We start from the raw sequence: 18,167 nt of genomic DNA, 5'->3' as shown, positions 1-18,167 counted from the left end.
GTATATAACCAACAAGGAATATCTCGAATGTCGGCAGTTACCTACACGTTCCTCGGTCCCGAGGGCACCTTCACCGAGGCCGCCCTCATGCAGGTGCCCGGAGCTGCTGACGCCACACGTATACCCTGCACCAACGTCAATACGGCATTGGATCGTGTCCGTGCCGGTCAGGCTGACGCTGCCATGGTCCCCATCGAGAACTCGGTGGAGGGCGGGGTCACGGCCACGCTGGATGCGATTGCCACAGGCCAGGAACTCCGGATCATCCGTGAGGCCCTCGTTCCCATCACCTTCGTGCTCGTGGCCAGGCCCGGCGTCGAACTTTCCGACATCAAACGGATCTCAACCCATGGCCACGCGTGGGCGCAATGCCGCCTGTGGGTGGACCAACACCTTCCAGACGCCGACTACGTTCCCGGATCCTCCACGGCCGCTTCCGCCATGGGATTGCTGGAGGATGATGCTCCCTATGAAGCCGCCATCTGTGCGCCCTTGGTCGCGGCCGAACAAGCCGGACTGAATGTTCTGGCCGAGGACATCGGGGACAATCCCGAGGCGGTCACGCGGTTCATCCTGGTGAGCAAACCCGGCCTCCTCCCGGGCCGTACGGGTGCGGACAAAACCTCTGTTGTGGTTCCGCTGCCTGAAGACCACCCCGGTGCGCTCATGGAAATCCTGGACCAGTTCGCCTCCCGAGGCGTCAACCTGAGCCGCATCGAATCCCGGCCCACCGGGCAGTACCTGGGTCACTACTTCTTCAGCATCGACGCTGATGGGCACGCCACTGATTCGCGGGTGGCCGACGCTCTCGCGGGGCTCCACCGGATCAGTCCCGCGACCCGGTTCCTGGGCTCCTACGCTCGTGCGGACAAGCAGCCGGCAGTAGTAGCCCCGCACACTTCCGACGCCGCCTTTGCCTCAGCACACGCCTGGGTTGAATCGATCCTGAAAGGCTCCTAGCCGCTGTCCACAATCCAGGACTCCCGCCCTTTCGCAAGGATGCTTCTGTGCGTATGCTTGCTTGATCCATAAACGATGGATGAATGCACCAACGAAAGGAGCGGTCATGTCTGTTCACCGGGATGACAAAGACGGCCAGGGCATGATCGTCAATCCGAAGCCCACAGGCGAAAACCAGGACGACTGGAATGGCGATGAAGCCGATCGTGCAGACCGGCTCCGCTTTGAAGAAGAACAAGCCATGATCAAGGAGCAAGCCGAGGCGCGCGCTGCTGCCAAGGCGGCCACCGAGGAAGCTGATCGGAACGCTGCCCAACCGGACGTCGGCGCAATCTAGAGCGTTGTGGCTTTCGGTACGCGGACCAGCAGGGAACCCGGTTCCACTTGCACGGTGACCGTTGTTGCCTCACCCGAGGGGTCGCCGTCCAGCTGGGTAGCCATAGGTTCCTGACTGCGGATGACCACCTTGCCGGAACGGTAGAAACTCATCATCGGCAGGTTGGCGTTGTGCTTGAACAGGACCTTTGTGTACATGGCCAGCCAGCCGAAAGCACTGCGCGGGCTCATCACCACAATGTCCAGCATGCCGTCGTCGATCATGGCCTGGGGAATGAAGTCGATGCCCCCGGGAATCAAGCCACAGTTGGCGAAGAGCACACTGCGGATCTTCCGCGCCTGTTCGGGCTGGTCATCCATGGTGATGGTGACTCGTTTCCGGCGGCCAGGAAGGTGCCGGACGCCGGCCTCCGTGTAAGCGAGCCAGCCCACGCTCTTCTTGAGGTCTTCCTTCGTGTCGCCAACAACCTCGGCATCCAATCCCATGCCGGCGATGACCAGGAACGTGTGTTCTGCGGACTCACCGGTAATTTCGTTGTCGATGCCCATGGTGGCCGTATCAATAAAGCGCTGATGACCGAACAGTGCTATCTGGATGCAGTCGGCCAAGTCCGTGACATCCAGGTCCAGGTTGCGTGCCAGCAGGTTTCCTGTGCCCAGCGGGATGAGGCCCATGGCCACGTTCTTGTGGGCCAGAGACTCGGCCACGACGCGCACCGTACCGTCGCCTCCGCACGCCAGAACGACGTCGGCGCCGTAGGCCAGCGCTTGGCGGGATTGGCCGTAGCCGGGGTCGTCCACAGTGGTTTCGAAGAACTTGGGGGCGTCCCAGCCGGCTAGGTTGCAGGCGTCAATAATGGCCTGCCGGGCCACTTCGGCGTTGTTCTTCACCGGGTTCAGGATGACGGCAACACGTTGGTCCCCGGCGCCTGGCTTGTGGGCGTCCTCGCGAACCGCGCTCCTAATGTGCCGGGCTTTCAATCTGCGCACACCCCACCAACTGGAGACGGCAAACGCCACGCCCCCAGCGAGAATCACGTACAGGATCCAGTCGCTCATGGTGCTCCAACACTATCCTCCTGGGCAGTCCTCTCTTTCCCTCCTATCCGGGACGGGCGGCCCTTGCCGGCCGTCGGCCGGAAATCCGCGGCGGATTCGATACTCTTGTCTGGTGATCGACGTAAAAGACCTCAGCGAAAATCCGGACAAGTTCCGTGCCAGCCAGCGCGCCCGTGGCGCCGACGAGTCCGTTGTGGACGCGATCATCTCCGCTGACTCCGATCGCCGCGCTGCCCTGATCCGCCACGAGACACTCCGCGCCGAGCAGAACGCTTTCGGCAAGAAGGTGGCGCAGGCCAAGGGCGAGGAAAAGCAGGCCCTGCTGGCAGAGGTCAAGGAACTGGCCAACTCGGTCAAAGCTGCTGCCGCTGAAGCCTCTGCCGCCCAAGCCAAGCAGGAAGAGCTGCTTCGGGTCATCCCCAACCTCGTGGTGGACGGCGTCCCCGAGGGCGGCGAGGACGACTACGTTGTGGTCAAAACTGTTGGTACCCCGCGCGAATTCACGGATTTCGAGCCTAAGGACCACCTGGAAATCGGTGAGCTGATCGGCGCGATCGACATGGAACGTGGTGCCAAGGTTTCCGGCTCACGCTTCTACTTCCTCCGCGGCGTGGGTGCCCGCCTGGAAATGGCCTTGCTGCAGATGGCCATGGAGCAGGCCATCAACGCCGGCTTCGTCCCCATGATCACCCCCACTTTGGTGCGCCCCGAGACCATGCAGGGCACCGGCTTCGATGTAAAGCACGACGCCGAGATCTACCGTCTCGCCGAAGACGACCTTTACCTCGTGGGAACCTCGGAGGTGGCCCTCGCCGGCTACCACGCAGACGAGATCCTGGACCTCTCCGCAGGGCCCATCCGCTACGCGGGCCAGAGCTCCTGCTACCGCCGCGAGGCCGGTTCGCACGGCAAGGACACCCGGGGAATCATCCGCGTCCACCAGTTCAACAAGGTGGAGATGTTCATCTACACCACGGTGGAGGAAGCAGCGGCTGAGCACGAGCGCCTGCTCGCCTGGGAAGAGGAAATGCTGGCCAAGTGCGAGCTCCCTTATCGCGTGATCGACACTGCCGCCGGTGACCTCGGTATGTCCGCGGCCCGTAAGTTCGACTGCGAAGCCTGGGTCCCCACCCAGAACGCCTACCGCGAGCTCACGTCGACGTCCAACTGCACCACGTTCCAGGCGCGCCGCCTCAACATCCGTGAACGCGTTGTCAACGATGAAGGTGTTGCCAAGGGAACCCGGGCCGTTGCCACATTGAACGGCACTTTGGCCACCACGCGGTGGATTGTTGCCATCCTTGAGCACCACCAGAACCCGGACGGCTCCGTCAACGTTCCCAAGGCACTGCAGAAGTACCTTGGCGGGCTTGAGGTTCTGCCGGTTATCTAGTTTTCACGGATCCCGCCCTCGTTCGCTCCGCCTGCCGTTGTACGGCTCGTGTGACGGACGGGGGCGGGATTCTTCGTTGCGGCTTGTCCTCCACATCCGTGGTTGTGCACATAAGGGTGTTCTGTAGCTGAACCATGGCCCGCACGGGGGCAATGTGGAGTTATGGACTTACCACCTGGCCTCATTGAAACCCCTGCTATTCTCCGTTCCGGCGGCCGGACGGATGCGATACACAGCAGCTTCATGGCGGGCAAGCTGGTGAGGATCCGCCGCGGCTTCTACGTGGAGACATCGCAATGGATGACGGCTCAGCCTTGGGTTCGCTTCGCTTGGACCGTTGCCGCAGCTGCCAGAGCCATTCCGGGCCTTGTCCTCTGCCGGGAAACTGCTGCATTCGTCATGGGGATACCCATCCTGCGGACCCCCTCCTATGTGGAATGCGTTGCGACGAATCCAAGCCGCTCCGGACGTCGCAGGCCCACTTTGTCCGTGGTGAGTGCCGGCAATGACAGCCAGCACGTTCTTAAGGATCGAGGCTTCCCCTTGCGGTACCACGTGAATCCTGAGGCCACCCCCGTAAGACTCGGAGAGTTCATGGGTACGGGACTCTTGCAAACAGCCTTGGACGTAGCGTTCTCATCGACGCTTAGCCAGTCCCTGGTAGTGGCGGACGGAGTAGCCCGGAAGCTCTGGAAGACGAAAATGTTGGCGCAGGAGTCCAGCCTTCTGGACATGGACCAGATTGCGGCGGACGTCCGGGCTCACCCGCACGCTGCCGCCCGACGCCGGGCGGAACTGGCGTTGTCGCTGGCGTCTCCTTTGGTTGAATCTGCCGGAGAGTCGTATAGCAGGGCGGCCTTTCGGTTTCTCGGTGTCGAGCAGCCGGAGCTACAGCACGATTTCAGCGATGTAGACGGTTTCATTGGTCGAAGCGATTTCTGGTGGCCCGGGAAGGAAGGGCGGAAGGGTGTGGTGGGCGAGTTCGACGGAAAAGCGAAGTACACCACCCTGGAACTACGTAACGGCGCCACAGCTGAGGAGGCCGTGTACAACGAGAAGCTGCGGGAAGACCGGATTCGTGCCCTCGGTTACGGATTCGCTCGCTGGGGATGGGCCGACGTCGAGAACCCGGAGAGGCTGCGCCGGAAGCTGATTGGCGCGGGACTGTTCTGGCGGTGAGCCGTGGATAGCGCCCAAAACCCGCTCTCGTTCGCTCCGCCCCCCGTTGTACTGCGCGGGATGCGAACCAGGGCGGGAATTATGTGGGCTTGTGTGCAATCGCGATGAGTTCGCCCTGCCCGCTGCCCACGTCCTCGCCGGACCAACCGCCGTGAATGCTGTCCACCGTGAAACCAGCCGTTTTCAGGTCCTGTCGCAGCTGATCTTCTGTGCGGAATGCCAGGACGGAGATCTCCCTTTCTTCGGTGCTTCCATTAAGGACGCGATGCTCGGTCAATGTAACGAGCCCGCCGATTTCCACACTGTTTTCGGTCCAGGTTTCCACGAGGGAGCCGTCGGGAAGGGTGTGCAGGCGCCGGGTCTTGGCCGGGGTCCAGCGGTCCCAGGCATTGGCCGCAGGGTCGCGGGAATCGAAGACCAATCGACCTCCGGGTACGAGCGCGCGGTTGACGTCGGCGAGCGTTCGGTGCCAGTCGGCGTCGTCGTTAATCGCTTGAACCACATGGGCCGTCATGATTGCCACGTCAAAAATGACATCCCGGGGGATTGCCGTCGAGGTACCGTCAATCCACGTCACCTCCTCGGCTCCGCGTTTCAGGCGAGCGGCCGCAAGGGAGTCCGGGTTCGGGTCGATGCCAACAACGGCGTGACCGTCCCCAGCAACCGCCAGCGTCATTCGACCCGTGCCACAGCCCAGATCCAATACCCGGCTGTTCGGCCGCTCATTCACGAACGCCAGGAAAAAGTCGTCATCCTCGGCCCACAAATTCTCGGCGTCGTAGAGGGCCGATAGCTGAGCCCCGGTCATTCGTGAAGACATCCGACTACCCTAGCCCGCACCATCCAAACCTGCTCCAATCAGCCACGCTTCGCGTTGTATGGCGGGGACTTCGAACAAGCGCGGGACTGGACGGAACCAACGGGTACCCAGGCACAAAAAAGGAAGGGAATCATCCCTTCCATATTCAATTTATAACGCACCCCGGGGCTTGCGGCAAGGCCCCCTACGTGCCGAACAATTGATCCACGAACCCCCATTACCAACCGAAAAGGGAATCGTGTGATGCCGGAAATCAGCCCGCCGAAAACCCGTGCCTTCGCTTTGCCTGAGCACCTTGCCCGCAAGGCCGATCCGAAGCTGATCGGTAGTGACGAGCAGCAATTCGCCGCCATTGAAACCAACCTGAGCGAACAAATCGCGGAGCTATCCGCACGCCTTGATGCCATCCGCAAGCAGCCCGGTGGTCGTGGACAGGCAGCCTTGGACCGGGACCAGGAAATCCATCGGATCACCGCGAGGTTGAAGACTTTGAGGCGCTTCGGCTTGGATCTTTGCCTGGGACGGATGGTCACCGTTGACAACCCGGAGCCTGTTTACGTGGGAAGGCTCGGCCTTACTGACAGCGAGGGGCGCCGGCTCCTGGTCGACTGGCGCTCACCGGCGGCAGAGCCCTTCTTCGGCGCGACCCACGCCAACCCGATGGGCTTGGCAAGCCGCCGCAGATATCGGTGGACGCGGGGCCGGATAAGTGACTACTGGGACGAGGTGTTCACTGCTGAGGGCTTGGAAAGTAACGCCGCCCTTGATGACCAATCCGCTTTCATCGCCAGTTTGGGCAGCAACCGTTCACCTCGGATGCGGGACGTTTTGGGGACCATCCAGGCGGATCAGGACCAGATCATTCGGGCGGGTTCTCGCGGTGCTTTAGTGGTTGACGGCGGTCCGGGTACGGGAAAGACTGTGGTCGCCTTGCACCGGACGGCGTACCTGCTCTACTCGGATCCGCGCCTGAACCACCGCGGCAATCAGCGTAAGAGTGATGTCCTTTTCGTGGGCCCGCATCAGCAGTACCTCTCCTATGTTGGCGACGTCCTTCCAAGCTTGGGTGAAGAGGGAGTGCAGACCTGCACGCTGAGGGACCTGGTCCCCGAAGGTGCCACCGCCGTCGTCGAGAATAATCCCGAAGTTGCCCGTTTGAAGAGGTCCGTTGAGATGGTGAAAGCCATTGAGCAGGCGGTCAGGTTTTACGAACAGCCCCCCGCCAAGGGAATGGAGGTCGAGACGCCCTACGCTGACATTTGGCTCAGCAGCGAGGACTGGGTGGAGGCCTTCGACGCCGCAGAACCCGGATCCCCGCACAACGAAGCACGCGAGGACGTGTGGGAGGCACTGCTCGCCATTCTCGTGGACAAGCTGGACGATCATGAGGTTGCTGAGAGCCTGCTGCGCCGTGCCTTCACCCACAACGCGGAGCTGCGTACGGCATTCGCCAAGGCATGGCCTCTGCTCGGTTACTCTGCCTTGGTGGCGGATCTATGGAGGGTCCCTGCTTATCTACGGTGGTGCGCACCATGGTTGCGGCCTGATGAAACAGCAACGCTGCAGCGTGAAGACCCTGCGGCCTGGACGACGGCGGATCTGCCGCTTTTGGACGCTGCCCGCCAACGGCTTGGGGACCCGGAGGCGTCACGACGCCGTAAGCAGCAGGAGGCAACACTGGACGCAGAGCGGGAGCTGATGGACCGGGTGGTTGATGACCTGATAGCAGCTGACGATTCCGAAAACCTGGAGATGTACATGCTGCGCGGTGATGACATGCGCCACAAGCTGATGGACCGAAGTGCGCTGCCTGCAGCGGACCCCGATGTCCTCGCCGGGCCGTTCGCGCACATCGTGGTGGACGAAGCCCAGGAACTGACCGACGCCGAGTGGCGGATGCTGTTGCTGCGTTGCCCTTCGCGGAGTTTCACGGTGGTGGGGGATCGCGCCCAAGCCAGGCACGGGTTTACGGAGTCTTGGGAAGAACGCTTGGAGCGCGTGGGCATGGGAGCCGTGTCGATGGCCAGCCTCAGCATCAACTACCGCACGCCTGAAGAGGTCATGGTCGAAGTCGAGCCGGTCATCAGGGCGGCGCTCCCTGACGCCAACGTGCCTACCTCGGTCCGCAGCAGTGGGATTCCTGTGGTTCACGGAGAATCCAGGGAGCTCAGTGCGATCCTGGACAACTGGCTCGGCGACAATCCTGAGGGCACAGCCTGTGTTATCAGCCAGGCGGAAGTGGGCAACCAACAGGACCGCGTCAGCTGGCTCACTCCCGAAGGGGCGAAGGGCCTGGAGTTCGACCTCGTGGTCCTGATCGATCCGGAGGAATACGGCCGGGGTTCCGCAAGTGGGGGTATTGAAGGCGCCGTTGACCGTTACGTTGCCATGACGCGTGCCACCAGGCAGCTGGTGATCCTTGGGAGGGGCCATGAGCCGGGGGACTGAACCAGACTATTCACGGTCCGTTAATCCACAGCTGTGGCGCCGGTCCTAGTTCAGTGTCGGAGGTGTCTGCTCTACTGTAAGCATGACTATTTTGACTGATACTCCAGTTGCTGGCATCGATGACCAGCCAAATAACAACAACAAGCTCATGATCGCGTTGGACGTGGACGGCACACTTGTGGACCACGACGGCCACATGTCCCCGGAAGTTCGCTCCGCTGCGCAAGCGGTGGTGGCAAGCGGCCACGACGTCATGATCGCCACCGGCCGGTCACTCAATGCAACGCTTCCCATCATTCAGCAGATCGGCCTCGAACGAGGCTACGCTGTGTGCTGCAACGGCGGCGTGACCCTTCGCTTGGATCCTTCCCTGGAAAAGGGGTACGAGATCATCCACAAGGCAACCTTCGATCCCGCTCCGGCCCTGAAGGCCTTGCGCGAACGGCTGCCCAACGCCAAGTACGCGCTGGAGGACGAGGATGGAAACTTCCTCTCCACTGAGCGCTTCCAGGACGCCAGTTTCGGCGTGGAGTCCATCGGCGTCGACTTTCAGACCATGTTGGATTCCACGGCAGTCCGCGTGGTGGTGTTCAGCAGCGAGAACACTTCGGAGGAGTTCAACGAGGCCATCCGGCACATCGGACTTTCCGGCGTGACGTACTCTGTGGGGTGGACTGCCTGGCTGGACATTGCGGCCGAAGGCGTCACCAAGGCAAGCGCGTTGGAGGCCTTGCGCCATAAGCTCGGCACGGACCAAGCCAACACGGTTGCCGTGGGCGATGGCCGCAATGACATCGAGATGCTCACTTGGGCCGGCCGGGGCGTTGCAATGGGCCAGGCTCCCGACGAGGTCATCGCCGTTGCTGATGAGGTCACTGCATCAGTGCTCGACGACGGCGCAGCGCAGGTCTTGCGCAGCCTGCTGTAACTGCCACTCGTCTCAGCTGTGCGCCCCACTGCGTCCAATCCGGCTCTAGTTCGCTCCCCTCACCGCTGAGCGGCGGGGGAAGCGGACAAGGGCGGGATCCGGGGTGGCCGGAACCTGATTCCAGCTACTTGAAGTACGTCTGAACGGGCCCGCCGCCTGCGGATTCAACAATGGCCTGTGCCACCACCCGCAGTTTGACGTTCCGGTTGCTGGAGGCTTTCTTGATGAGGTCCATGGCCTCCTGTTGGGTGCAGCGGTTCTGGGCGATGATGATGCCTGTTGCCACGTCAATCACGGTGCGGGATTCCATGGCCGCCCTGAGGTTACTGGCGGTCTGGCTATGCTCCGCAATCAACACCGCCAGGCGCAGCCCCTTGGAGGCCTGCTGCACATAGTCGTTGGCGCGTTGTACGGCGGCTTGGTCAAATGCATTGGGTTGGTCCGAGTACAGGTTCAGGCCGGCCTTGGTGGTGCTGTCCGCGAGCGGGAAGGGGACAGCCAGCACGGAACGCACACCGTGGTCAGTAATGGCCTCGTTGTACTCGGGCCAGGTGTTGTCCTTTGCGAAATCGGGAATGTGGACCTGCGTTACTTCACGGCAGGCGTGGAGGCAGGGCCCGTCAGCAAAGGCGTACTGGACCTCATCCAGCTGCCTCGCCCGTTCGCTGCTGCTGGCGACGGTGCCGGCATTGCGCTGACGCATCAAGGTGATACCGCAGTAGACCTCCCTGCCGTCGGTGCTGAACATTCCGGCTGAATGCCTCGCCAACTCTTCCAGGAACGCTTCAACGTCGGGTGTATCGAGCAGCAGGTCCTGGATATCGGCCACGACCGAAGTCGGCTCGGCGAGCTGAGGTTCTTCCATGGGAAACTCCGATCCCTGATTGTGGCTACCTTTCGAGACTAACCCCGTGGACCGTTGAAAGCTAATAGTAAGTGTGCTTCTCTTTTTAAGGAGTCTTGCCGTGGGCTCACCCCCACTTAGCTGGTTAAGGATTGAAGCCCCATGCGTCAAACCCGACCCCTCAACGTCCACACCAGGACCCCTGCCTGCAAACCGGAAGGCAGCATCCGGCAGAGCTTCCAGGACAGCCTGGTCCTGGACCACCTCAATTTGGCGAAGTCCATTGCTGCCAGATACTCCGCCCACACCCACGACCTCGACGACGTCAGGCAGGTTGCGTTCATGGGCCTCATCAAGGCCTCGCGCGGCTACGACGAGTCAAAGGGCGTCAGTTTCCCCGCCTACGCAGCCCCCACCATCGCCGGGGAAGTCAAGCGCTACCTCCGCGACCATTGCTGGGTTGTTCGTCCGCCCCGCACCATCCAGGACGTCCGCCGCCAGGTATTGGCCCGGACCGAGGAAATGACCCAGACGCTGCAACGCACGCCCTCTCCGGAGGAAGTAGCCGAGGATCTGAACCTGGAGCCATGCCAAGTGCGTGAAGCGCTCATGGCCGGCACCAGCAAGCGCCCCGATTCCCTGGATGCTCCCGCCTCCGAGGGGCGCGACGGACTGCAGGGCTCGCTGTCCGCTTTCGGCTGCCCCACGGACCGGCTCGAAGACGTGTTGGCCCTGCGCAACGCCATCCGCGGCCTGAGTGCGGAGGACCGGCATCTGCTCTATCGCCGCTATTACCGCGAGGAAACACAGTCCACCATCGCCGAGGCCCTGGGAATGTCGCAGATGCAGGTCTCGCGCAAGCTTTCGAAAATCCTCGTTGCTCTCCAAACGCAGCTGCTGGACGAAGAAGCCCACCTGCAGGACGGGACGGCTCCGTAACAGTGCTTTAGACGGCCAGGCGTTCCACTGCCTCCAGGACGTCCTGGACGCTCACGGCCAAAAGCGCCGGATCAGGATCGGGGGAGAACACGTCACCGCGGCGGAGTTCGACGGCGGTGAGCACCACGTGCGGTCCGGGCGGCGGTCCCCATTCTTCCGCGGGTGCGGGGCCGAACAACACCACGGACGGTCGTTCGTACGCGGATGCCAGGTGTGCGGCGCCGGTATCGGCCGAGATCACCAGCCGTGCTTCGGCGATGGTGGCCGCGAACTCGGCGAGCCCCTGCCGCCCAGCCAGCAGGCCGTCGTCGAGGTTTGCTCCTTTGAGCTTCGCCAAGGCAGCGGTCTCCTCTGCGCGGGCGCGCTCTGAAGTGCCGCCCGTGAGGACTACCTCGTGTCCCGCAGCAGCGAGCCCCACCGCAACGTCAGCAAATCGCTCCACCGGCCAGAGCCTGCTGCCATAGGCCGCACCCACGTGGATCACGGTGGCTCCGGGACGCGGCGAGGGAACGGCTGGACGATTCAGCCGGTAGTCCAAGGGATCAGCCTCGATGCCGTGCCAGTTGAGCAGCCGGGTCCAGCGCTCGCGTTCCGGGATCCCGGTGGTCCACTCAGGCCCATCGGTGCCGTCGCAAGCATGCGCCACCACCCGGTTGGCCTGCAATTCCTCAATCCGCAAACGGCTTTCAGCGCCATTCCCGTGGAGGTTCACTGCGATATCCACGGCACCCCGGGGGACCGTCAGAGGGTCATCAAGCCCGGGCGTGGGGAGATGGTGAATGCCGCCCACAAGCTCCAAGGCCTCGGCGATCCAGGCAGGTGCGGCATACAAAATCCGGTGCTCGGGGTACGCCCGCCGCAACCCACGGAGCGCCGGAACCGCGACCAGGAGGTCGCCGAGTTTCAAAGCGCGCAGGGCAAGCAGCAGGGGTTGATCGTTGCTCTGGTGACTGTTCAATGCTGTGTCCATAGTGGCCTCCCGGTAGGAGTCTAGCTGCACGAAACTTCTCACGGCCGCACTGTTTAGCGTCCGGAGAACTGGGGAACGTTGCGGGTATGGGAGGAACCGGAACGTTGAAGGCGGTCCTGTTTGACCGCGATGGAACACTCGTTGTTGACGTGCCATACAACGGCGATCCGCAGCTGGTGCGGCCCATTGACGGTGCGCTGTCCGCCCTCGAAAAAGTACGTCGGGCGGGACTGGCCACCGGTGTGGTGACCAATCAGTCGGGCGTGGCGCGTGGGCTGTTGACCTTGGACCAAGTCATGTCAGTGAATCAGCGGGTAGAGCAGTTACTGGGTCCGTTTGACGTGTGGGAAATCTGCCCGCACGGACCCGGGGATGGCTGTGAGTGCCGCAAGCCCGCACCCGGCATGATCCTGGGAGCGTGCAGCACGCTGGGCATCAGCCCGGAGGAGGTCGCTTTTGTTGGCGACATCGGTGCTGACATGGAGGCAGCCGCTGCGGCGGGTGCGAGGGCCGTGCTGGTGCCCACCCAAGTAACGCGGCAGGAGGAAATCGAGGCCGCCGGCTTTGTTGCGGAGGACTTGGGGCAGGCTGTGGAGCTCATACTTTCCGGGGCGCTGGAAGAACAGGATGCGCCTGTATGAGCCGCGTCCTGGTAGCCCGCTTGGACAGCATGGGCGATGTACTCCTTTCAGGACCTGCCCTGCGCGCCGTCGCGAACGGAAGCCGGCCCGATGGCAGCCGACCCAACGATGTGGTCCTGCTCTGCGGCCCTGAAGGAGCCGGCGCTGCGGAAATGCTGCCGGGGGTGACGCAGGTGCACACGTGGGCATGCCCATGGATCGTGAACCCGGCACCTCCCGTCACGGAAGAAATGACCAACGGCCTGATCGACTTTGTCCGCAGTTCCCGGATTCAGGAAGCGGTCATTCTTACGTCCTTCCACCAGTCTCCGCTTCCGCTGGCCATGCTCCTGCGCTTGGCCGGCGTCAAAAAGATCACGGGTGCATCAACGGACTACGCAGGCTCACTCCTGGATGTCCGGCTCAAACCCGGCGAAGACTTCCCCGAGGACCAGCCCGAAGTGGTCCGGGCGCTCACTATCGCAGAGGCCGGCGGTTACGTGCTGCCCAACGGCGACGACGGAAAGCTGCGAATCACCTCTGGCGCGGACCCCGAAGGCGTGGCCGACGAGCTGGCTGACGAAGGCCCCTACATTGTGGTCCACCCGGGAGCAGCCGCACCGGCCAGGGCCTGGCCCGCGCTCCACCACGCGGCAACGGTGGAACTTTTGGAAGCGTACGGCCACCGGGTAGTGGTCACGGGCGGCCCCGGTGAAACGTCCCTGACAGCAACGGTGGCCGGACCTTCCGCCAGGAACCTCGGAGGCGGAACCAACCTCAGGACGCTCGCAGCGGTACTGGCCGGAGCCGCCGTCGTGGTGACCGGCAATACCGGACCCGCGCACCTGGCTGCAGCGGTTGGCACGCCGGTGGTGTGCCTGTTCGCCCCCGTGGTTCCGGCCATCCGGTGGGCGCCCTACGGCGTCCCGCTGGAATTGCTGGGCGACCAGGAAGCGGGCTGCAAGAACACCCGCGCCCGCGTTTGTCCGGTTCCCGGGCACCCCTGCCTGAGCTCGGTGACCCCGGAGCAGGTTGTCGAAGCTGTTGAACGGCTCCTGGGAGGCGTGTCCTCCCTGTCCACTCGACGAAAGGTCTGGAAACCATGAGGATCCTGGTGTGGCATGTCCACGGCGGATGGATGGAGGCATTTGTCCGCGGCCAGCATGAGTACCTGCTTCCGAAATCGTCCGACGGCGGGGCGTGGGGTTTGGGAAGAGGCGGCCGTGACTGGCCTGCCGCCGCCCGGGAAGTGGACTTGGATACCCTTGATCCCGCCAGCGTTGACGCAGTGGTCCTCCAGCGGCCCGAGGAGATCGCGGCCGTTGCCCGGACACTCGGCCGCCGCCCCGGCGTGGACCTGCCCGCCGTCTACCTCGAACACAACACCCCCAAGGGCGACGTCCCGTTCACGCTCCACCCTTTGGCAGATCAGACCACCATCCCGGTGGTCCATGTGACGCACTTCAACCAGTTGTTCTGGGACACGGGGACGGCAACCACCACGGTGATTGAACACGGAATTCCGGACCCGGGACACCTGTACACAGGTGAGCGGGAAGAGATGGGCGTAGTAGTCAACGAGCCTGTCCGGCGCGGACGGGTCACCGGAACGGACCTGCTCCCGGGGTTTGCAGGGGTGGGACCGCTGCGGGTCTTCGGCATGGGAACCGAAGCACTTCCGGAGGCGCTGAACCTCAAAGGGTTCGGCCTCAGCGAGGAACGGCTGCGCATTGCCGGAGACGTCTCCGCGCCAAGGCTCCACGAGGACCTGGCCCGCTGCCGACTGTACCTTCACCCGCTCCGCTGGACTTCGTTGGGGTTGGCCCTGCTCGAAGCCATGCACCTTGGCATGCCCGTCCTGGCACTGGCCACCACCGAGGCGAGCCGCGCGATTCCGCACGGTGCAGGCTTGGTCTCCAACGACGTCGACGAGCTCCAAAGGTTTGCCCGACGGCTGCTGGACGACCCCGACGACGCCTACGCCATGGGCATTGTTGCCCGCGAGGCAGCCCTGCAGCGCTACGGGCTGGACAAGTTTCTCCGGGCCTGGGACGAACTCCTGGCCGAACTCCCCAAGGGCACACGCCGGGAAAGCCGACCGGAACCCGGTGCAGCTCCCGCCCGCCGTGACAACGCCCGCCATGACAACGCCCGCCATGACACCAACGCCCGCCATGACACTGAGAGGACGCACCCATGAAAATCTCCATGGTCTCCGAACACGCCAGTCCGCTGGCCGCCCTGGGAGGCGTTGACGCCGGAGGACAGAACGTCCATGTGGCGGCACTTTCATCCGCTTTGGCAGATCGCGGCCATCAAGTCACGGTGTACACGCGGCGTGATGACCCCGAGCTACCAGGGCGGGTGAATGTAGGGCCGGGACTCGCCGTGGTCCATGTGGATGCCGGTCCGGCCCGCCGCATCCCCAAGGACGATCTCCTGCCGTACATGGGAGAGCTGGCCGATGGCATCTGCGCGGACTGGGCGGGCGAACTGCCGGACGTGGTGCACGCACACTTCTGGATGTCCGGCCTTGCTGCAATCCAAGCATCCCGGCGGGCAGGCGCGGCCGACCCTGTTCCTGTGGTGCAGACTTTCCATGCGCTCGGATCCGTAAAACGCCGGCACCAAGGCGCTGCCGATACCAGCCCGCCAGCCAGGGAATGGCTGGAGCCGTGGGTAGGCCGCACCGCTGATTGGGTCATTGCCACCTGCCCGGACGAGGTCTTCGAACTCAAGGCCCTGGGCATCAGCCGGTCCAAAATTTCCATCGCACCCTGCGGCGTGGACCTCACCTTGTTCCCTGGAACGTCCGACGCCGAGCCCAGGACCCGCACGCATCGGATCCTGAGCGTGGGACGCCTGGTGCAACGCAAGGGTGTGGACCTGATCATCCAGGCCCTTCCCCTCCTGGCAGAGGCGGGCTTCAACGACGTCGAGCTCCTGATCGTTGGCGGTTCCGGTGACGCCCTCAACCTCGAGGAAGATCCTGAAGCGCAACGCCTCAGGGCCATGGCCAAGGAGCTCGGCGTCGAGGACAAAGTGACCATGCGCGGGCAGGTCCCGCGGGATGCGATGCCGGGTATCTTCCGCAGCGCAGACGCCGTGGTCTGCACGCCTTGGTACGAGCCGTTCGGCATTGTGCCCCTTGAGGCCATGGCCTGCGGAGTACCCGTTGTGGCTGCGGCCGTGGGCGGACTCAGGGAGACCGTAGTGGACCAGAAAACGGGGCTGCACGTCCCGCCCCGCAATCCTGAAGCCCTGGCAGAGGCGTTGGGGAAACTGCTGGGTAATCCGGATCTCCGGGAGGACATGGGCCGCGCCGGAGCGCGCCGGGCACGGTCCCGCTATTCCTGGGAACGCATCGCAGCGGACACCGAGAAAGCCTACCGATCCGTTCTGGCCGCCGGCCTGTCCCGGCAACCCGAACGCCTGGAACCATTGGAAGGAACGGCACTGTGAACATCAAAACTGTGAACATCAAAGGCTCTGTGACTACCCGAACCACCACCGCCCCTTCCACTGTTCCGGATACCCTTCCCAGGCGCTGGGCTCCCGAAATCACCGATTCAACGCACACCGCCGAGGTCACCAAGCACCTGGACAATGTCCTGCCCGCGCTGGAGTCCCTGCGCTCGCAGTCGGCCCTCTTGTCCGAGTGGGGAACCGAACTTGCCAAACGGCTGCTGTCCGGACAACGCCTCCTGGCAGCAGGCAACGGCGGCTCAGCCGCTGAGGCACAACACTTCACGGCTGAGCTGGTGGGGAGGTTCGACGATGAACGCGCACCGTTCTCCGCAATCTCACTCCACGCAGAATCCTCTGCCGTCACAGCACTCTCGAACGACTACGGCTACGAGGAAGTCTTCGCCCGGCAAGTGCGCGCCCACGGCCGGGCAGGTGATGTCCTCATTCTCCTGTCCACCAGCGGACGCAGTCCCAATCTGCTCAAAGCCGCCCGTGCTGCCAAGGAACGCGGCATCATCACTTGGGCACTCACCGGCGCCGGGCCTAACCCGTTGGCCGACGCCTGCGATCAAGCCATCACGGTGGACGCCATCTCGGCAAACGCCCAGGAGGGCCACCTCATCGCCATCCATGCGGTGTGCCGGGCGTTCGATGCCGAGGTTGCCAGGCGGGCGGGTTCCTACGGCGCAGCTTCCTCCGGAGGGGGTCAGCCATGAGGATCACGGTGGTGGGTGACGTTCTCCTGGACGTCGACATCAATGGCGCCGCCACCCGGCTCAGCCCCGACGCGCCGGTGCCGGTAGTCGACGTCGCCGATATCCGGCGTCGTGCAGGTGGCGCCGGACTGGTGGCTACCGTGCTCGCGCAGGACGGACACGACGTCGCGCTGGTCACCGCAGTATCGGACGACGACGGCGCCAGCCACCTCAGGCGCGCACTGACCGGTGTGTCCGTGCTTGCGGGAGCCCCGCTCGCTCCGACGCCTACCAAGACCCGCGTGCGGATCGGGACGCATCCCATGGTCAGGTTCGATGAAGGGTGCGCCCCTGCTCCCGTCCCGGCCAGTACAGGGGAGATGCTGGCTGCAATTGGGTCGGCCGACGCCATTGTGGTGGCCGATTACGGCCGGGGAATCACCGCCAACACGGACATCCGGGCCGCCTTGGCCGGCGCCGCCCGCCACGTCCCGGTGGTGTGGGATCCGCATCCTGCCGGTTCCGAGCCCGTGGAGGGAGTCGCCGTCGTGACGCCCAACCTTGCCGAGGCGCTGGCGTCCGCGAAAGCCGGCGGATTGGAACCGTCACGCACAGGTGCTGAAGAAGCCGGCCGTTACCTGCTCGAAAAGTGGGGAAGCGGTGCAGTTCTGGTGACGAGGGGCGAAGAGGGGGCGCTCTTACTTTCGGGGGGCGACCCCGCGCAGGGAATTCCCGCACCCAAGACCAACGTGAGTGATCCTTGCGGAGCCGGTGATCGCCTGGCCGGAAGCCTTGCCGTGCACTTGGGGCTCGGGCTGGACCTTGCCCAGGCGGCCACCAAGGCAGTGGAGGACGCATCAGCCTTCCTCGCTGCCGGTGGAGCGGCCGCGTTGGCGGTGGTGGCCGGTCCAGCAGGCGCAACGCCCGCGCTTGAGGCGAGTCCCGCCGTCGAACCCGGTCCTGAAATCGAACCCGGTCCCGAAATCGAACTCAAGGGCCTGGAACTCGTTGACACCGGTGACCTGCACCCGGACGGTGTTCAACTGGCCCATGCCGTGCGGTCCCAGGGCGGCACGGTGGTGGCCACGGGTGGCTGCTTCGACCTCCTTCACGCCGGCCACGCCCGCACGTTGGCTGCTGCGCGCAGCATGGGCGATTGCCTCATCGTTTGCCTGAATTCAGACGAATCGGTAAGGCGGCTCAAGGGCGTACACCGGCCAATCGTCAGCGTGGAGGACCGCGCCGAATTGCTGCTGGCACTCGAATGCGTTGATGCCGTGGTGGTGTTCGGCGAGGACACTCCTGAAGCCTGCCTCGCCGAAATCAAGCCCGACATCTGGGTCAAGGGCGGCGACTACACCCCCGAAGAATTGCCGGAAGCCCGCCTGGTGGCGGGCTGGGGAGGGCGCTGCGTCACTGTGCCCTTCCACCCGGCACGCTCCACCAGCGGCCTGGCTGCGGCACTAGCCAAGGTCAGCTGACAACAAGCAACCATCAACCGAGAGGAA

Annotated in this window: 17 protein-coding genes; 13 read left to right on the top strand and 4 right to left on the bottom strand. The window is 63.8% G+C overall.

Going from position 1 to position 18,167, the window contains the following annotated elements; genetic code table 11:
• Positions 1-27 precede the first annotated feature (27 nt).
• Positions 28-960 (top strand): prephenate dehydratase, encoded by a 933-nt coding sequence (pheA, locus tag ACLRGI_RS09325; RefSeq protein ID WP_419201388.1) that lies wholly within the window; start codon positions 28-30, stop codon positions 958-960.
• Positions 961-1,066: 106 nt separating this feature from the next.
• Positions 1,067-1,297 carry a hypothetical protein gene (locus ACLRGI_RS09320; protein WP_419201387.1) on the top strand — a complete coding sequence of 77 codons (231 nt, stop codon included), beginning with the start codon at positions 1,067-1,069 and terminating at the stop codon, positions 1,295-1,297.
• Here ACLRGI_RS09320 and ACLRGI_RS09315 read toward each other — a convergent pair.
• The gene (locus ACLRGI_RS09315) at positions 1,294-2,355 is read right to left on the bottom strand and encodes a diacylglycerol/lipid kinase family protein (RefSeq protein WP_419201386.1); all 1,062 of its coding nucleotides are present in this window, start codon (positions 2,353-2,355) and stop codon (positions 1,294-1,296) included. The genes ACLRGI_RS09320 and ACLRGI_RS09315 overlap by 4 nt on opposite strands.
• 112 nt (positions 2,356-2,467) lie before the next feature.
• On the opposite strand from ACLRGI_RS09315, the gene serS reads away from it, so the two are divergent.
• Together serS and ACLRGI_RS09305 are read left to right on the top strand one after the other, a co-directional pair.
• Entirely contained in the window at positions 2,468-3,748 is a 1,281-nt protein-coding gene (gene serS, locus ACLRGI_RS09310; protein ID WP_419201385.1) for a serine--tRNA ligase, read from the top strand.
• A 162-nt stretch (positions 3,749-3,910) separates the two neighbouring features.
• Positions 3,911-4,927 carry a hypothetical protein gene (locus ACLRGI_RS09305; RefSeq protein WP_419201383.1) on the top strand — a complete coding sequence of 339 codons (1,017 nt, stop codon included), beginning with the start codon at positions 3,911-3,913 and terminating at the stop codon, positions 4,925-4,927.
• A 79-nt stretch (positions 4,928-5,006) separates the two neighbouring features.
• On the opposite strand, the gene ACLRGI_RS09300 is transcribed toward ACLRGI_RS09305, so the two are convergent.
• On the bottom strand, positions 5,007-5,747 hold the full coding sequence (locus tag ACLRGI_RS09300; RefSeq protein WP_419201382.1) for a class I SAM-dependent methyltransferase: 741 nt from the start codon (positions 5,745-5,747) through the stop codon (positions 5,007-5,009).
• Positions 5,748-5,990: 243 nt separating this feature from the next.
• On the opposite strand from ACLRGI_RS09300, the gene helR reads away from it, so the two are divergent.
• Together helR and ACLRGI_RS09290 are read left to right on the top strand one after the other, a co-directional pair.
• Positions 5,991-8,195, top strand: coding sequence for an RNA polymerase recycling motor ATPase HelR (gene helR, locus ACLRGI_RS09295; RefSeq protein ID WP_419201381.1), 2,205 nt, complete (start codon positions 5,991-5,993; stop codon positions 8,193-8,195).
• A gap of 82 nt (positions 8,196-8,277) precedes the next feature.
• Positions 8,278-9,123: an HAD family hydrolase gene (locus ACLRGI_RS09290; RefSeq protein WP_419201380.1), complete on the top strand. Its 846-nt coding sequence runs from the start codon at positions 8,278-8,280 to the stop codon at positions 9,121-9,123.
• 124 nt (positions 9,124-9,247) lie between these two features.
• Here the strand turns inward: ACLRGI_RS09290 and ACLRGI_RS09285 are convergent, their stop codons facing one another.
• Positions 9,248-9,988: a GAF and ANTAR domain-containing protein gene (locus tag ACLRGI_RS09285; protein WP_419201379.1), complete on the bottom strand. Its 741-nt coding sequence runs from the start codon at positions 9,986-9,988 to the stop codon at positions 9,248-9,250.
• Positions 9,989-10,129: 141 nt separating this feature from the next.
• Between ACLRGI_RS09285 and ACLRGI_RS09280 the strand changes: the two genes are divergently transcribed.
• On the top strand, positions 10,130-10,906 hold the full coding sequence (locus tag ACLRGI_RS09280) for a sigma-70 family RNA polymerase sigma factor (RefSeq protein WP_419201378.1): 777 nt from the start codon (positions 10,130-10,132) through the stop codon (positions 10,904-10,906).
• A 7-nt stretch (positions 10,907-10,913) separates the two neighbouring features.
• Here the strand turns inward: ACLRGI_RS09280 and ACLRGI_RS09275 are convergent, their stop codons facing one another.
• On the bottom strand, positions 10,914-11,876 hold the full coding sequence (locus ACLRGI_RS09275; RefSeq protein ID WP_419201377.1) for a glycosyltransferase family 9 protein: 963 nt from the start codon (positions 11,874-11,876) through the stop codon (positions 10,914-10,916).
• 86 nt (positions 11,877-11,962) lie between these two features.
• Between ACLRGI_RS09275 and ACLRGI_RS09270 the strand changes: the two genes are divergently transcribed.
• From ACLRGI_RS09270 to ACLRGI_RS09245, 6 genes are read left to right on the top strand one after another with little or no spacing between them, the layout of a single operon-like run.
• Positions 11,963-12,517, top strand: coding sequence for a D-glycero-alpha-D-manno-heptose-1,7-bisphosphate 7-phosphatase (locus tag ACLRGI_RS09270; RefSeq protein WP_419201375.1), 555 nt, complete (start codon positions 11,963-11,965; stop codon positions 12,515-12,517).
• Positions 12,514-13,602 (top strand): glycosyltransferase family 9 protein, encoded by a 1,089-nt coding sequence (locus ACLRGI_RS09265; RefSeq protein WP_419201374.1) that lies wholly within the window; start codon positions 12,514-12,516, stop codon positions 13,600-13,602. The genes ACLRGI_RS09270 and ACLRGI_RS09265 overlap by 4 nt, the downstream gene beginning before the upstream one ends.
• Positions 13,599-14,696: a glycosyltransferase gene (locus ACLRGI_RS09260; protein WP_419201373.1), complete on the top strand. Its 1,098-nt coding sequence runs from the start codon at positions 13,599-13,601 to the stop codon at positions 14,694-14,696. Before ACLRGI_RS09265 ends, ACLRGI_RS09260 begins: the two co-directional genes overlap by 4 nt.
• Positions 14,693-15,958 (top strand): glycosyltransferase, encoded by a 1,266-nt coding sequence (locus ACLRGI_RS09255; protein ID WP_419201372.1) that lies wholly within the window; start codon positions 14,693-14,695, stop codon positions 15,956-15,958. Before ACLRGI_RS09260 ends, ACLRGI_RS09255 begins: the two co-directional genes overlap by 4 nt.
• Positions 15,955-16,680, top strand: a complete 726-nt coding sequence (locus ACLRGI_RS09250; RefSeq protein ID WP_419201371.1) for a D-sedoheptulose-7-phosphate isomerase — start codon at positions 15,955-15,957, stop codon at positions 16,678-16,680. The genes ACLRGI_RS09255 and ACLRGI_RS09250 overlap by 4 nt, the downstream gene beginning before the upstream one ends.
• Positions 16,677-18,140, top strand: a complete 1,464-nt coding sequence (locus ACLRGI_RS09245) for a PfkB family carbohydrate kinase (RefSeq protein WP_419201370.1) — start codon at positions 16,677-16,679, stop codon at positions 18,138-18,140. Before ACLRGI_RS09250 ends, ACLRGI_RS09245 begins: the two co-directional genes overlap by 4 nt.
• The last annotated feature ends 27 nt before the right edge of the window (positions 18,141-18,167 follow it).

It is taken from the genome of Paenarthrobacter sp. PPS72, from assembly GCF_048537125.1.
GTDB classification, from domain to species: Bacteria; Actinomycetota; Actinomycetes; order Actinomycetales; family Micrococcaceae; genus Arthrobacter; species Arthrobacter nitroguajacolicus_E.
This window is presented reverse-complemented; position numbering and strand designations above follow the sequence as displayed.